Annotated in this window: 10 protein-coding genes; 2 read left to right on the forward strand and 8 right to left on the reverse strand. The window is 69.0% G+C overall.

All coding sequences use genetic code 11. The features are described from left to right. Positions 1-10: 10 nt before the first annotated feature. The 5 genes from ACP699_RS08395 to ACP699_RS08415 all read right to left on the reverse strand — a co-directional run bounded on the left by ACP699_RS08395 (position 11) and on the right by ACP699_RS08415 (position 5,478). Positions 11-718 carry a phosphonatase-like hydrolase gene (locus ACP699_RS08395; protein WP_426170550.1) on the reverse strand — a complete coding sequence of 236 codons (708 nt, stop codon included), beginning with the start codon at positions 716-718 and terminating at the stop codon, positions 11-13. Continuing rightward, on the reverse strand, positions 715-1,854 hold the full coding sequence (locus ACP699_RS08400; protein WP_055865773.1) for a TIGR03364 family FAD-dependent oxidoreductase: 1,140 nt from the start codon (positions 1,852-1,854) through the stop codon (positions 715-717). Before ACP699_RS08400 ends, ACP699_RS08395 begins: the two co-directional genes overlap by 4 nt. Further along, positions 1,851-3,611, reverse strand: a complete 1,761-nt coding sequence (phnE, locus tag ACP699_RS08405) for a phosphonate ABC transporter, permease protein PhnE (RefSeq protein WP_426170552.1) — start codon at positions 3,609-3,611, stop codon at positions 1,851-1,853. The genes ACP699_RS08400 and phnE overlap by 4 nt, the downstream gene beginning before the upstream one ends. Continuing rightward, positions 3,608-4,438: a phosphonate ABC transporter ATP-binding protein gene (gene phnC, locus ACP699_RS08410; RefSeq protein WP_017829301.1), complete on the reverse strand. Its 831-nt coding sequence runs from the start codon at positions 4,436-4,438 to the stop codon at positions 3,608-3,610. The genes phnE and phnC overlap by 4 nt, the downstream gene beginning before the upstream one ends. A 110-nt stretch (positions 4,439-4,548) precedes the next feature. Next, positions 4,549-5,478, reverse strand: a complete 930-nt coding sequence (locus ACP699_RS08415; RefSeq protein WP_055874302.1) for a phosphate/phosphite/phosphonate ABC transporter substrate-binding protein — start codon at positions 5,476-5,478, stop codon at positions 4,549-4,551. 169 nt (positions 5,479-5,647) lie between these two features. On the opposite strand from ACP699_RS08415, the gene ACP699_RS08420 reads away from it, so the two are divergent. Beyond that, positions 5,648-6,391, forward strand: a complete 744-nt coding sequence (locus ACP699_RS08420) for a GntR family transcriptional regulator (protein ID WP_400646771.1) — start codon at positions 5,648-5,650, stop codon at positions 6,389-6,391. 254 nt (positions 6,392-6,645) lie between these two features. Here the strand turns inward: ACP699_RS08420 and ACP699_RS08425 are convergent, their stop codons facing one another. Continuing rightward, positions 6,646-7,743 carry a sensor histidine kinase gene (locus ACP699_RS08425; protein WP_235562458.1) on the reverse strand — a complete coding sequence of 366 codons (1,098 nt, stop codon included), beginning with the start codon at positions 7,741-7,743 and terminating at the stop codon, positions 6,646-6,648. Positions 7,744-8,015: 272 nt separating this feature from the next. Here ACP699_RS08425 and ACP699_RS08430 point away from each other — a divergent pair, with 272 nt between their 5' ends. Next, positions 8,016-8,672 (forward strand): response regulator, encoded by a 657-nt coding sequence (locus tag ACP699_RS08430; protein ID WP_031205669.1) that lies wholly within the window; start codon positions 8,016-8,018, stop codon positions 8,670-8,672. On the opposite strand, the gene ACP699_RS08435 is transcribed toward ACP699_RS08430, so the two are convergent. Then, complete coding sequence (locus tag ACP699_RS08435; RefSeq protein ID WP_055865784.1) at positions 8,673-9,536, reverse strand: EamA family transporter; 864 nt, start codon at positions 9,534-9,536, stop codon at positions 8,673-8,675. A gap of 238 nt (positions 9,537-9,774) precedes the next feature. After that, positions 9,775-15,312 carry a DUF7507 domain-containing protein gene (locus tag ACP699_RS08440; RefSeq protein WP_426170557.1) on the reverse strand — a complete coding sequence of 1,846 codons (5,538 nt, stop codon included), beginning with the start codon at positions 15,310-15,312 and terminating at the stop codon, positions 9,775-9,777. Between the last annotated feature and the right edge of the window lie 91 nt (positions 15,313-15,403).

Below are 15,403 nucleotides of genomic sequence, written 5' to 3' on the forward strand. Positions count from 1 at the left end.
TCGAGTCCTCTCAGGAGGTCGCGACGAGCGGGAGCAGGTCGCGCTGGGCGAGCACACCGCGCAAAGCGGTGACGTCGCTCAGCACGGCATCCGCCCCCGCGGCGCTCAGAGCCGGGCGATCGTGCGCGCCGGTCAGCACACCCGCGACGAAGCCGGCGCCGGCCCGACGTCCCGACTCGACGTCGCTGACGGTGTCGCCGGCGACCGCGACCGCGTGCACCGACGAGGTCTGCGTGCGCAGCAGCGCCGTCAGCACGAGGTCGGGTGCGGGACGCCCGCGACCGGCATCGATCGGCGACAGGGCGAGGTCGATCAGCTCGCGCCAGCCGAGTCCGTCGAGCAGGGCGTCCCGGGTCACCGGAGCGAAGCCCGTGGTGAGCACGACCATCAGCCCGGAATCCTTCAGCCCCTGGATCGCGTCGGCGGCGCCGGGGATCTCGGAGACGCCCTGCTCGGAGACGATCTCGGCATAGGCGCCCTCGAAGGCGGCCGTCGCCCGTGCTGCCGCCTCGGCATCGCCGCCGGAGAGGTGCGTGAAGACGTCGATCTTCGACTGCCCCATGGTCACGCGCACGTAGTCCAGCGCCTCGTCCCACGGCATCCGGGCCGCGACGCCCGTGCGCTCGGCGGCGCGCTGGAACGCCTGCTCGACGACGCCGTCGTCGAGCACTGTGGTTCCCGCCATGTCGAGCACGACGAGTTCGAGAGGAGTGGTCATGATGTTCCTTCCATTGCTGCCGCCCACCCGAAGGCGGCGGCGAGGTTCTCTTCGGCAAGTCCCAGGCCCGTGGTCATCCCGATGCCGGTGGTCGCGGCGAGCACCAGCACGCCGTCGTCGCCACGATCGATCAGGAATTCCTGCGGCCCCTTCGCGTACACGCCCTGCCAGCGCTCGATCACGCGCGGCGCCGGGGCGTCGAACAGCGCTTCGGCCTCCGCGAGGAAGGCGGTGAACGCAGCCTCGGGCTGGAACGGCGCCGGGGCCGTGGCGGTGGAGTGCGAGTCGCCGATGATGAGCGTCCCGTCGGGAAGCTGCGTGTACATCTGGTTGAGGTCGATCGCGGCGAGGTCAGGGCGCTCGGCGTGCAGGCGCTCGCGCAGGGCCCCGGCTTCCGGCCCGTCGGCGAAGCGGCCGTACCGCACGAGGGACCAACCGGTGAGCAGGGGAGCTGCGAGCGGATGCCGGAACGACACGGCCGCCCGCATCATGTCGAGGGCGCAGCGCACGACCCCGTGCCGCTCTGCGACGTCGGGGAGCAGCTGATCGATGTCGTGGTTCACGGCGACGACGACGCTGCCGCAGGTGATCGGACCGCGCGTCGTGTCCACGTGCCCCTCCCCCACGGCGGTCACCGCGGTGCGGAACCGGAAGTCGACGCCGAGCCCCGCGAGGTGGCGCACGATCGCATCGGCGGCCGTGCGGGGGTCGGTCTGCAGGTCGCTCTCGATGTGCGCTCCACCGACGAGGCCCTCGGCGCGCAGCGGAGCGAGGCGCCGCAGCTCGGCCGCCTCCAGCAGTCGGATCCCGCCCTCGCGGGATGCGGCGTCGAGCACGGCGAGCTCGTCATCGTGCCGGGCGGCGACCAGCGTGCCCGACTCGCGCAGCCAGAAGCCCGCGTCCTGAGAGAGACGCAGCCACAGCTCGCGGGAGACGTCGGCGTAGTGCCGCGCCTGCCCGCCCTGCGCGCCGATGCAGAGGTGTCCGAAGTTGCGGATCGTCGCCCCGACGGGAGCATCGGTGCGGTCGACGACGATCACGCGCAGGCCGCGCCGGACCGCCGCGTACGCCGCTCCGAGCCCGACGATGCCGGAGCCGACGACGACCACATCCGCCGTGTCGAGAGGGCGGTTCATCGGAACACCTTCCGCATCCACATCGCGAGTCCTTCGACCACGAGCACGGTGGCGAGGATCATCAGCACGATCGCCGTCACGGTCTCGTAGCGGGAGCCCTGGCTGGCGTTGAGGAGGTAGTAGCCGACCCCGCCGCCGCCGACGATGCCGAGGATCGTCGCCGCGCGGATGTTCGTGTCGAGCATGTAGAAGCTGTGACCGATGAGCGCCTGCATCCCCTGCGGCACGGTGGCCGAGGTGTAGGTCTGCAGACGTGTCGCCCCCACCGCGCGCAGCGCCCGCTCCGGTCCGCGATCGACCTCTTCGAACGAGTCGGCGATGAGCTTGCCCAGCAGTCCGATACCGCCGATCGCGAGGGCGATGACACCCGCCTGGGCCCCGAGACCGGTGATGACCACGAGCACGATGGCGAGGATCAGCTCCGGGATGCCGCGGATGCCGACGAGCAGGAGTCGCGCCGTCCCTCGGGCGCCAGAGCTCGGGGCGACGTTGCGCGCCGCGAGCGAGCCGAGCAGGAGCGAGGGGAGCAGGGTGAGCACGGTGGCGGCGAGAGCGATCGCGACGGTCTCACGCATCGCCTGGAACATGGCGCTGGCGTCATAGTTGCCGAACGACGGGGGCCAGAACTTCCCGGCGACCTCGGGCAGCTTGGCCCAGAAGGTGATGAGGTCCATCCAGTTGATCTGGCTGACGACCACGCTGCCGATCACCACGAGCACGGCGACGACACCGGCGATGGTGTGGCGCACGCGCTGTGCGGTCCAGGGCCGGCGCACCGCCGTCTGCGGGCTCGCGGCCCAGGCGGGGCGGCCGACGGCTGCGGACGCGGAGCGGCTGCTGAGGCGCGGATGCAGGATCCTGTCGATCCACGACCGGGTGTGCGCCTGCTCCCCGAGCATCGCCCCGCGGACCATGCTGGAGACGATCTCCATCGCGACGCACAGGATGAAGATCACCAGGGCGATTCCGAGGCCCTTGCCGTAGTTCAGCGACTTGAACGCGTACGACATCTCGAGGCCGAGCCCGGCGACGCCGACGTAGCCGAGCACGACACTGCCCCGCAGGTTGATGTCGTTGCGGTGCAGTACGGTGGCCACCCAGCTGGGCAGCACCTGCGGCAGGATGCCGGAGGTGAACTCCTGCATCTTCGAACCGCCGGCGGCGCGGATCGCGAGGCGCGGCCCTTCGTCGATCTGCTCGATCGCGTCGGCGAACATCTTCGAGATCATGCCGATGGAGTGGATGCCGATGGCCAGGATGCCGGGAAGGGTACCGAGGGAGAACATCAGCACGAACGCCATCGCGAGGACCACGTCGGGCAGAGCCCGGGTGAGCACGCCGATGAACCTCGCGGCGGCTCGCCATCCGTTGCCCGGGGTCGTGTTGGAGGCGGCGAGGTAGGCGATCGGCACCGACAGCACGGCCGCGAGCAGTGTGCCGACGAGCACGAGACCCACCGTGAGCGCGATCAGCCAGGCGAGGTCGCCGGGAGCCGGGAAGCTGAGTCCGCCGACGCGGGCCATGAAGTTCTCGGCATTGCCCCAGCTCTGCACCATCGCCGGGATCGAGATGTCGACGTCGCGGACGGCGAGGATGCCGAGCACCACGAGGGCTATGAGCGTGAGGGAGGCGGCGATCCGCTCGGGCGAGATCGGGCGCCGGGGGGCGCGTTCGGCGACCGTCGGTCCGCTCCCCTGGTGGGACGATCCGCCACCGCGGGTCGCGGCGGAGTCGGTCGACGCGTCGAGCGCCGTCATGATGCGGCCACCTGCGCCGCGGCCTCGACCAGTTCCTCCTGCACGGCGCGGATCTCGGCCGTCGTGGTGGCCACGCGACCGTAGATCTCCATGACCTCGGCCTTGGTGAGGTCTCCGGTCGGGGTGTCCAGCACCACTTCCCCGTGGCGGAGCCCCACGATGCGGTCAGCCCACGAGATGGCGAGGTCGACCTGGTGCAGGCTGCACACCACGGTGAGCCCCTCATCGGCGGCGATCTCGCGGATCAGGGCCATGACCTGCTCGCTCGACTCGGGGTCGAGCGAGGCGACCGGCTCGTCGGCGAGCAGGATCGCGGGCTTCTGCATGAGAGCGCGGGCGATGGCCACGCGCTGCTGCTGCCCGCCCGAGAGGGTGTCGCTGCGCTGGTAGGCGCGGTCGAGCAGACCGACGCGGTCGAGGTGCTCGAGTGCGGTGAGCTTCGCTGCTCGCGAGTAGCCCCAGAGGCCGAGGCGCGGCCCGCGCACACCCGACAGCGAACCGGTGAGCACGTTCTCGAGCACGGTCAGGGAGGGCACGAGCTCGAACTGCTGGAAGATGAAGCCCACGCGGCTGCGGAGGTCGCGCAGCGCCCGCCCCTTCAGCGTCGGGACCTGGGAGCCCAGCACCTCCACCGAGCCGGAGGTGGGGATCTCCAGGCCGTCGAGGTGGCGCAGCAGGGTCGACTTCCCCGAGCCGGAGAGGCCGAGTAGCACGACGATCTCGCCGCGGGACACCTCCAGAGAGGCCCCCTTGAGTGCAGTGGTCGTCCCGAAGGTCTTCGTCACGCCGTCGAGGCGGATGAGGGCGTCGGATGCCGAGGCGGTCATGTCGTAGCTCCTGTCGTGTCGTGAGTCGTGCGGTGGTGCCCTCCGTCTCGCCCGCACGAGAGGCGGACGAGACGGAGGGCGCCGTGTATGGCGAAGGGGTCAGGCCGGGCTCAGCCCTGGCACTGCTCCGCTTCGGTCTCCTTGCAGATGTCGCGGATCAGGTCGTAGTACGCGTCGTCGACCGGCTTCGTGGCGTAGAAGACGCTGCGGAAGGCATCGGTGTCCGCGCCGTCGACCCCGGCGGCGATGATGTCGTCGATCGTGATCTCGGAGAGACCGTCGATGAGCTTCTTCGAGACGTCATCGGGGAGCGTCGACGAGTAGACCAGCGGCGCACCGGGGACCATCGTCTCGTCGATGACCTTGACCTTGTCCGACTTCTCGACCTCGGAGTCCTCGGCGAAGCCCGCCTCGCACTCGACGCCCTCGCCGACCTTGGTGACGCTGACATCGTGCTTGCCGGCGAAGACCGGGGTGATGTCGGTCTTGGGGTCGATGCCGGCCTTGAGCAGGTTGTACGACGGGAACAGGTAGCCGGAGGTCGAGGACGGGTCGACGAAGCAGACCTTCTTGCCCTTGAAGTCCTCGATGCTCGTGATGTCGCTGCCCGCGGGCACGATCGCCTGCGAGTAGTAACCGGGCTCCTGGCCCTCTTCGGTCACGATCGAGGAGATGGGGGTGAGCTTGGCGCCGTTGTTGGTGGCGGTGACGTAGGTGAAGCCGGAGAACGACGCGACGTCGACCTTGCCGGCGACGGCGGCCTCGATCAGGGCGGCGTAGTCGGTGGACTCGTGGTACTCGACCGTCTTGCCGGTGATCTCGGCGATGTAGTCCATGAGCGGCTGGTAGTTCGTCTCGGTGTCGACCGAGTCGGGCACGACGCCGAAGACGAGCGTGTTCTCATCGACAGCGAATCCGCTGGCGGAGGACGACTCGTCGGCGCCGGGAGTGCCGGCGGCATCTGCCGAGCCGGAGCACGCGGCGAGGCCGAGGGCGAGGAGCGCGGCGCCGGCGAGGGCGGGGAGAGCGCGAAGCTTCATGAGGACCTTTCAGGGTGTGAGGGGTGATCCACGGAAGACTCTCTCAGGTGCCGAGGCGAGATATGTACCTAACTCGGAAGAGTTCAGGGCTCGTTTACCGAGCATTCTTCTGGATGAACACTCCCGGAACGCGGTCGCGCTGCTCGAACTGACGAAGTAATGTACCTATGTGGCTGAAGCTGTGTACACCCAGATCGCCGATGACCTTCGCGCGCAGATCGCTGCGGGCGCGCTGCGTCCCGGCGACGACGTCCCGACCGAGGCCGACCTCGCCGAGAGGTGGCATACCTCGCGCGGGCCGATCCGCAACGCCCTGGCCGCGCTGCGCGGCGAGGGCCTGATCGAGACGAGCCGCGGCAGACCCGCTCGCGTCGTCGCCCGCAAAGCCAACCAGGCCGTCGACGTGTCGGTGCCGTTCACGCGGTGGGCGCGCGAGCTGGGCGTCACCCCCGGCGCCCAGACGCAGGAGTTGAGCCTGCGCCGTGCCGGAGAGCTGGGAGCGGCGCTGGGCGTCGACGCGAGCGACACGATCGTGAGCGTGGTGCGGCTGCGCCTGCTCGACGGCAAGCCCACCATGTTGGAGCGCCTCAACTACACCGAGGTCGCCGGACGCCGGCTGTTCGAGGTGAACCTCGACGAGGTCTCCATCACGGAGTACCTGTCATCGGTCGGGCATCCGATCGTCACCCTGCAGCACGTGATCGATGCCGTGGCCGCCGACGATCAGGATGCCGCGCTGCTGCGAGTGCCCCGGGGCACGCCCATCCTGCGTCTCACCCGCACATCGCGCGACGCGGAGGGACGGATCTTCGAGGCTTCGGAGGATCGGTACCTCAGCGAGGTGGTGCGCTTCACGGTCGCAGCCTCGGGGATCTCCACGGACGGCCACTACATGCGAGCGGTGGGCGGCTAGCCGGGCATGCGGAACCCCGTGGCGGGAGGCCGGAGAATCGGCCCTTAACGCAGAAGGCGATCGCGAGCGCGCAAAGTGTTTCAGAAGCCAGAAAGACCGCGCCCGCGATCGCAGCGCTGGGGACGCTTTATCTGGGGAGCTTTCAGACTACGGCTGATCGCAACGCGTTCCACAGGGTCGAACGTCGAGACTTCTCTAGACTTTCGTCTAGGCTCTCGCGGATCGTGGAAAGGGTGCTCACACACTCTAGAGCATCAGACGACGGGAAGTCGGGCCGACACGACCCAGAATCCGTCGACTTCGCCGGCGCTGAACTCGCCGCTCGCTCCCATCACCCGCTCCGCCATCCGGCCGAGGCCGGTGCGACTGGAGGAGAGCTCGCGGCGTGGGGTAGTCGGGAGGGGGCTGCGCAGCGTGAGGTGCGCGACCTCGTCGTCCACGGCGAGGTCGATCTGCACCTCGCCGGGGCCTGCGTATTTGAGGATGTTGGTGGCTGACTCGCGCACGATGCGCGCGAGGACGATCTCGACCGCACGCGGGATGCGCTCGTCACGAGGGTCTCCCTCGCGGGCCACGGAGTGACCGGCCGATTCGAACTCTCCCTGCGCCTCGTCGATCGCTGCCGCGAGGTCGCCGGTCTGCACACTGGAGGACTGCGGACCGTCGTCCGCGAGTTCGATCACGAAGCGGAGATCTGTCATCGCCTTGCGCGCGGCGACGCGGATCGCTTCTTGCGAGTCGTTGCTGGTCTCGGGGTCTTCGAGCATCTGCACGTGCAGCGCCACCACCGTGAGGTGGTGCGCGATGCTGTCGTGCAGCTCACCGGCGATCCATCGCCGCTCGGCGAGTACGGCCTGACGTTCCTGCTCGGCTCTCTCCTCGAGCTCGCGCTCGAGACGACTCCCCCGGGCGAAGGCGAGCCGAAGGGCGAACCCGACAGCTCCTGCCACGGTGGCGAAGATGAGATACAGCGCGACGTTGACGCCGGAATCGGCGTCGCCGTTGGCCACGATGGCCGCCGCGACCAGGAAAACGCCGGTGTAAGAGAGGATCAGCGATGTCCACCCCAGTCTCATGACGAAGCCGGCCGCGACTGCGGCGGCTGTCAGGACCTGGAGCTCTGATCCGGTGAGGAAAGACGATGCGAACACGACCCCGAGGGCACATGTCGCGATGAGTGGCTTCCAGAGGTAGAGGACGAACGCTGCAGTGGATGCAACGCTCACCAACAGTGCGACCGGGTTGACACCCGGTGTGGTGAAGAAGCCTATGAGGTCCGTGGCGACGGTGATGGTGACGATGACCAAGACGACGATGCGCTCGATCGCGCTGAGCTTCTCACCGCGGGTCAAGCGGAGCGTATCCGCCGATCCTCGAGTGGATTGGTCGAAGGCCATGGTTCACTATCTCCTTTTCGCCAGGTACTCTAGCGGTGAAGACCGAAGAACTTGCCAACCTGCTGCCAGAAAGTCATTACATTCACCTCCATTATGTAGTCGTTTGTCGATGTCTGTATTCATCTTCTCGGCGATCTGCGTGGCGCACATCTGTCTCACGTCCAGAGGTTTTTGGCCAAAGGTCTACATGACGTCGTCCGGGCGCCCGCGCCGTTAGGCTTCCCCCTATGCAGGAAATCCGTGTCGTGATCGTCGACGATGATCCACTGGTCCGTTCGGCGTTGTCGCACTTCGTGTCGCGCGACCCGGAGATCACCGTGGTCGCACAGGCGGAAGACGGCGTGGAGGCGATCGCCACCGTCGAACGCGAGCAGCCCGACGTGGTGATGATGGACGTGCAGATGCCCGAGATGGACGGCATCGAAGCCACCGGTGTGATCGCCGAACGCTGGCCTCACGTTCGTGTGCTCGCCGTCACGACGCTCGATGGCAGCGACACGGTGCTTCCGATGCTGAGCGCCGGCGCCTCCGGCTACCTGCTCAAGGACTCCAGCGCCGACGACATCGTCACCGGCGTCCGCGAGGTGCACAGCGGTGCCAGCTCGCTCTCCCCTCGCATCGCCTCGATGCTCATCAAGCACGTGCGCGACTCGACCCCCGTGGCGGCGGATGCCGCCGCACTCGAGCCGCTCACCGAGCGCGAGGTCGAGGTGCTGCACTGCCTGGCACAGGGCATGTCGAACGCCGAGATCGCCAAGGCGCTCATCGTCTCCGAGGGCACGGTGAAAGCCCACCTCGGACGCATGATGTCCAAGTGGCACCTGCGCGACCGCGTGCAGATCCTCGTGACGGCCGCGCACGCGGGTCTCGTCAGCTTCCGCTGATCACCACGCGAGCAGCACGATCCCGGCGACCACGACGAGCGACGCCGCGATCCGCCAGGCCGGGCGCGACTCCCGCAGCACGAACACCCCGAACAGGCTCACCAGTACGACGCTGACCTCACGCAGCGGCGCCACCAGCGCGACCGGGGCGATCTGGATCGCCGTCAGCACCAGGATGTACGACAGCGGCGACAGGATGCCGAAGGCGAGGATGCGGCGCCACTGCGTGCGCCCGAGCGCGCGGACCGCACTCCAGCGCCTGCGCACCGCGATCGAGTAGAACGGGATCTGCAGCAGCGTGGTGCCGACCATGAAGGCGACCGGCGAGAGGTTCCAGGTGCGCACGGCGTGCGCATCCCAGATCGTGTAGACCGCGATCGCGACCCCGGTGAGCAGACCGAACACGATGCCGGGATCGAGTCGGCGTGCGCCCGCTCCTCTCCCCCTGTCGACGAGGCCGATGGCGACGACGCCCACGATCACGGCGGCGACGCCGACGAGAGCGACCAACGACGGCCGCTCGCCGAGCAGCAGCACCGCCACGATCACCGAGAGGAACGGACCCGTGCCCCGGGCTGTCGCGTACACGGTGGAGAGGTTGCCCTCGCGGTAGCCGCGCTGCAGCACCGCCATGTACCCGACGTGCAGCACCGATGAGACGACGACACCGAGGGCGAACGACCACAGATCATCGGCGCCGAGACCACCGGTGAACGGCACGGCGCCGATCCAGACGACCGTGCTGGCGACAGCACCCCACCACAGGAACGGAGCGCCGGCCCTGCTGATGCCGTGGGCGATGATGTTCCATGCCGCGTGGGCGATGGCCGCACCGAACACCAGGACGAATGCGAGTGAGGACATGACGAGACCCTTCCGTCCGACGCACGGCGCGACGAACAGGGTCCTCCGGGCTTTTGTCCTGTCAGATGACGACTCTCCTGCGGAGGAGTGCCGTGGCGCCGCTCGGACCAGACGGGTGCGAACCCCGGAACCCTAGGCGCTATCGGGACGACCCTATCGCGCCAGGATGAACACCGGGGAAACGACGAAGCGCCCCGCTCGATCATCGGGCGGGGCGCTTCGTGCGGATGGTGCGGGATCAGACGCCGATCTCGCGACGACGCACACGGGCGATCAGCAGCACCAGGGCTCCGACCGCCAGCAGTGCGAGCGCCCACCCGATCCCGGTGATCACGCCACCCGTGGCCGCCAGCCCGTTCAGGTCGACCGTGGCGGTCGCGGCTGCCGTGACCGTCACCGCCCCGCCGATCGCGCTCGCTGTGGCGACGTTCACGACCGTGCTCGCCGCGACGTCCGCCGTGGTGAGGCGGTAGGTGACCGGGCCGCAGTTCGCGGTCGCACCGGGCGCGAGATCCGGGATCACGCAATCGAGGGCGCCGCCCAGCTTCGGATCGTCGATCTTCACGTCGGTCAGGGTCACCGCTCCCGTGTTGGTCACGGTGAACCGGAACGCGATCGTGTCCCCGGCGTTCATCTTCCCGTTGCGATCGACGTCGACGTAGTCGCCGCCGGTCTTGGTCAGGGCGATGGCCGGCTGCGCCACGAGCGGCGTCACCACGGTGTCGGTGGCCACGGGCGGGATCTCCGAGGTGCCGGTGCCCGTCGCGGTCGCCGTGTTCTCGATCTCCCCGGCATCGATCTCCTCCTGCGTGAGCACCGCGGGCGATCCAGCCGAGCAGACGGTCGATTCCCCCGGGGCGATCTCGGTCGCATCGCAGGTGATGACCCCGGCGAGACGCGGGTCGCTGACGGCGATGCCCGTGAGGGTCGTGGTTCCCGTGTTCGTCACGGTGAACGTGTAGGCGATCGTGTCACCGGCATCCGTGCGTCCGTTGCCGTTGGCGTCGACCACGGCAGCGGCGGACTTCAGCAGGGAGATGTCGTCGGTGCCGACGACAGGGACGTCGACCTCATCCTCGTCCTCGGCGCTGCCGTTGCGCGACTGCCCCACGACGGTGGCCACGTTGTGCACGGTCCCGTCGTCGACGTTCTGCTGCGTGAGCGTGTAGTCGACCGGCCCGCAGGTGACCTCGTCGCCCGGGTTCAACGCGAGGCCGTCGAGCGCGGCGCAGTCGACCGCACCGCCCAGGAGCGCATCGTCGAGCACGATGTCACGGAGCACCGTGGTGCCCGCGTTGCGGATCCCGAACGTGTAGCCGACCGTGTCTCCGGCGCCCACCCTGCCGTCCGCTCCGAGCACGATCGCTCCGGCCGTCTTGGTGAGCTCGATGGCGCTCGTGCCCGTGATCACGACATCAGCCGAGGCGTCGTCGGCGACCGGTCCGAGCGGGCTCGTCCCCGTCGTCGTCGCCGTGTTGCGCACGATCTCTGCCTCCACGTCGGCCTGCGTCAGCGTGTACGTGAGCGGACCGCAGTCGGCCGCTGCGCCCACGGCGAGGGTGCCGATCGTGCACAGTGTGCCGGCGCCCAGCAACGGGTCCGAGATCACCACACCGCTGAGGGTTGTGGTGCCGCGGTTGCGTACCGAGAAGGTGTAGTCGACGGTGTCACCCGCGCCGATGAAGCCGTCGCCGTTGACGTCGAGCACGCGCCCGACGTTCTTGAGCAGCTCGATCGTGGCCGTGCCGGTGATGTCGACGTCGGCCTGCGCGGTGTCGGTCACCGTTCCGATCGGGGCGTTCGCGGTGACGGAAGCCTCGTTGTGCACCAGGCCGCCGTCGACGTCCTCCTGGGTGAGCGTGTAGGTGATCGGCGTGCACGACACCGACTGCCCCGGTGCGAGTTCTACTGCGCTCAGCTCGGGGCACGTGACGGTTCCGCCGAGCATGGCGTCGGTGATCACGGCATCGCGCAGCGTCGTGGTTCCGTTGTTCGTCACGGTGAACGTGTAGTCCACGGTGTCACCGGCACCGACGGCGGTGTCACCGTCCACATCGACCACGGTCGAGGGGGCCTTGGCGAGGCTGATGCTGTTGGTCGCCGCGATGGTGACGTTCGCCTCGGCATCGTCGGTCGCGGGCCCCTGGGAGGACTGCGCGGTCACCGACGCGGTGTTGCGCACCGTTCCGGCATCCGCGTCCGCCTGTGTGAGCGTGTACGACACCGGCGCACACGTGACCGAGCCGCCGGGCAGCAGCGGAGCGGAGAACGCCGCACAGGCCACAGCGCCGCCGAGGAGCGGATCGGTGATGGCCGCGCTCGTGAGCGTGACATCACCGGTGTTGCGGATCGTGAAGGTGTAGGCGACCGTGTCGCCGGCACCGATGCGCGCATCCCCGTTGGTGTCGGTCGGGATACCCGCGCTCTTCACGAGCTCGACCTGCGGCGCACCGGAGACGGGGACGGTCACGGTCGAGGTGTTGTCGCTCGGGTCGGGATCGGGCGTGCTCGAGGTGACCGTCGCGGTGTTCGACAGTGTCGCACCCGAGGTCGACGGGTCGACCGTGCCGGTCACGGTCACCGTGAAGGTGGCATCGACGGCGAGCGTCGGCCGCGTGCACTCGAGCTGCGATCCCGTGACGGTGCATCCGGAGGTGGCGGTCGACGGGTTCAGCAACCCGGCGGGGAGCGCATCGGCGACCGTGACGGCGGAGGCGACGCTCGGTCCGTTGTTGGTCACGACGATCGTGTAGGTCACGGCGCCGTTGAGCGGAGCAGGGTTCGCCGAGATCGTCTTGACGATCGCGAGGTCGGCGGACGGCGTGACGGTCACGGTCGCCGTGCCGGTGTTGTTCGACGTGTCGGGATCCGGCGTCTGCGAGGAAGCGACGGCCGTGTTGACCAGCTGCCCCTCCACGTGGACGGTCGCGGTCACGGTGATCGACGCCGATTCTCCGGGAAGCAGCGTCCCCACCGTCCAGCGCGCATCCTCCATCGACCAGGTGCCGACCGACGGCGTGGCACCGGTGAGCATGAAGCCCGCGGGCATGAGCTCGTTCAGCACCACGCCGGAGGCGGCAGACGGGCCCTCGTTGGTCACGGTCACCTCGAACGTGGCCGTTCCGCCGAGCGGGACGGACGGGGTCGAGGTCGTCTTGACGACGCGCACATCGGTGTTCGGCGCGAGCGTGACGTCGACGGTCGAGGTGTTGTCGCCGGTGTTCGGATCGGGGGTCGCCGATGTGGTCGTCGCCGTGTTCGAGACGACCCCGGTGGCCGTCGTGCTCCAGGTGCCGGTGACCTGGACGACCACCGACCCACCAGGGGCGATGTCGCCGAGTTCGCACCCGACGGTTCCGCCGACGATCGAGCACCCGGAGCCGTTGACGGTGGCATCCAGGAAACCGGCGGGCAGCGTATCGGTGAGCGAGGCGCCACGGGCGACGGATGGACCGCCGTTCGCGACCGTGAGCGTGTAGGTGAAGGCGCTGCCGGGCTCGCCGGTCGCCGGAGCCGTCTTGACGATGCTCAGGTCGGCGCTCTGGACGACCTCGACGTCGACGGAGCTGGCGTTGTTCGTGGTGTCCCGGTCGTCGGCGGGGGCTGCCACCGCCGCGGTGTTCGTCACGGTGCCGATGGGGGCGTCCGCGGCGACGACGGCGTGCACGACGACGTTCGACGGCCCTCCCACGAGGAACGAGGCCCAGTTGCACGTGATCGAGCTCGCGGTGGACGTGCACGTCGCGCCGGGAGGAGCGTCCACTCCGGTCACGGAGAAGCCGTCCGGCATGGTGTCGGCGAGCACGACGTTGACGGCGTCCGAGGAACCGAGGTTGCGCACCGCGAGGGTGAAGTCGATCGCATCGCCCGCCGAGACCTGGGCTGCGGAGGCCGTCTTGACGACGGACATGTCCGCGATGATCTCCGGCTCGAAGCTGGTCGACGACACGTTGTTCGCGGGGTTCGTGTCGGTCGTGCTCGTCGTCACCGTCGCCGTGTTCTGGAGGACGGCTGTGGCACCGGAGGCGACCTGCACCACCACAACGGTCTCGACAGAGGCCCCGGGCGCGAGCGTTCCGATCTGGCACGTGACGACCGAGGCGTCCACAGTGCACGCTCCCTGTTCGGGAGTGGCGCTGATGAAGGTCGACTCGGGGTCGAGGGGGTCGGAGATCACGACGTTGCGCGCCTCGGACGGCCCGGCGTTGGAGACGGACAGGGTGTAGGTCACGTTCTGGCCGGCGACCGGGTCCGACGGGGAGAACGTCTTGATGATCGACACGTCGGTCGCCGTCGTCAGCGTGCCGATGACGCTCGCGGTGTTGTTGCCGAGGTTCGGGTCGGTGCGGGTGCCGGAGACGGTGGCCGTGTTCGACAGCGAGGCTCCGGGATCGCTCGACGGCGAGAGCGTGCCCGTCACCTGGATCTGCACGCTCTGACCGACGGCCATGTCGGGGACGGCGCAGCTGACCGTCGCCGCGACCGTGCAGGTCGCGCCGGGAGAGGTGGCGGAGACGTTCGTGACACCGGAGGGGATCGGGTCCGTCACGGTCACCCCGGTCGCCGTCTGCGGGCCGTTGTTCGTCACGCCGACCGTGAACGTGACCGGCTGTCCGGCGACGAGCGGATCGGTGTCGAGCGACTTGGTGATGGCGAGATCCGCCGCCGCGCCCACGGGCGTCTGGGTCTCCGGGCTGACCGAGGTGCGGTCCTGGCCCACGACGTCGTCGCGGAAGGCGACCCGCGCCTCGTTGACGATGGTGCTCGCCGCAGCCGAGAGGTTGACCTTGGCGTCGAACGTGTAGCTGGTGCTCGCGCCCACACCGATGGCTCCACCGGCGGTGGCGGTGCCGCCGGTGCCGAGACGCACCTGCACCGTGCGGTTGCCCGAGGTGTACGAGCCCCGGTCGTCGCCGGCGGCATCGGTGAGTGTGCCGGCGCCCGCACCGCTGATGATCTTGAGGGAGCCGGGCACGAAGTCGATCCCCGAGGCGAGCACGTCGGACGACACCGACTGCAGGGCCGGGTTTCCGCCGCCGTTGTTCGTCGTGACCGTGTAGCGCAGCGTGTCTCCCACTTCGGCGGTGGTGCCCCCGCGCGTGAGGTTGGTCACCGACTTGGTCGTGAGCAGGCACGGCCCTGTTCCGAAGGTGATGTCGTCGAGGAAGTTGCCGACGGAGGAGACGCCCCCTGCCGAGCTGACCGCCTGGAAGCCGAAGCGCGTCACCGTCTGCCCTGCGGGGACGGTGTAGGTGCCGGTGTGGGAGCCCCAGGCCGCACTCCCGTCCGAGAGGTTGGGGCCGTTCTGCACGAGAGTGCCGGTGGGCGACCCGATCACGACGCGCATCACATCGGTCCCGCTGCGTCCTCGGTGCTTCAGCGACCAGGAGAGCGTCTGCCCCGGGGTCGTCGCGACGTCCTGGAAGAGCCTGCTCGGAGAGTTGGCGTTGAGCTCGGCGAACTGCCGACCCGCGGCCGCGGTGACGCCGTTGAAACCGCTGCTCCAGAGCTCGATCTGGTTCAGGCTGTCGGTGGTCGACCACCCGGGAACCAGCGGGGCCGACGTGAGCGACACCGAGGCGTTCGGGAGCACCGGCGCCTCGAAACCGCCGTTGACCAGCGCCACCGTTCCCTGACAGCTCGTCGGGTCCTGCGCGGCCGAGGCCGGTGTCGGTGCGATCGCGTCGGTCACGACGGTGAGGCCTGCTGCCAACAGCAGTGCTGATGTGGCGCCCGCGACGGCGCGCCGAATGGACAGACGTGTGTTCGCACGCATGTGAAAGCTTCTCCCCGAATACCGGAGACCCCGAACCGGTGTCTCCCCCAGTGGAAGGCTAACCCGGGCGAGCGCGAAAACGATAGCGCCG

Source organism: Microbacterium sp. DWRC1-3 (assembly GCF_049896645.1).
Classification (GTDB): domain Bacteria; phylum Actinomycetota; class Actinomycetes; order Actinomycetales; family Microbacteriaceae; genus Microbacterium; species Microbacterium maritypicum.

Coding starts and splice junctions, on each gene's coding strand:
- ACP699_RS08440 (WP_426170557.1), bottom strand. CDS start 15,312: ATGCGTGCGAACACACGTCTGTCCATTCGGCGCGCCGTCGCGGGCGCC.
- ACP699_RS08400 (WP_055865773.1), bottom strand. CDS start 1,854: ATGAACCGCCCTCTCGACACGGCGGATGTGGTCGTCGTCGGCTCCGGC.
- phnC (WP_017829301.1), bottom strand. CDS start 4,438: ATGACCGCCTCGGCATCCGACGCCCTCATCCGCCTCGACGGCGTGACG.
- ACP699_RS08415 (WP_055874302.1), bottom strand. CDS start 5,478: ATGAAGCTTCGCGCTCTCCCCGCCCTCGCCGGCGCCGCGCTCCTCGCC.
- phnE (WP_426170552.1), bottom strand. CDS start 3,611: ATGACGGCGCTCGACGCGTCGACCGACTCCGCCGCGACCCGCGGTGGC.
- ACP699_RS08395 (WP_426170550.1), bottom strand. CDS start 718: ATGACCACTCCTCTCGAACTCGTCGTGCTCGACATGGCGGGAACCACA.
- ACP699_RS08430 (WP_031205669.1), top strand. CDS start 8,016: ATGCAGGAAATCCGTGTCGTGATCGTCGACGATGATCCACTGGTCCGT.
- ACP699_RS08435 (WP_055865784.1), bottom strand. CDS start 9,536: ATGTCCTCACTCGCATTCGTCCTGGTGTTCGGTGCGGCCATCGCCCAC.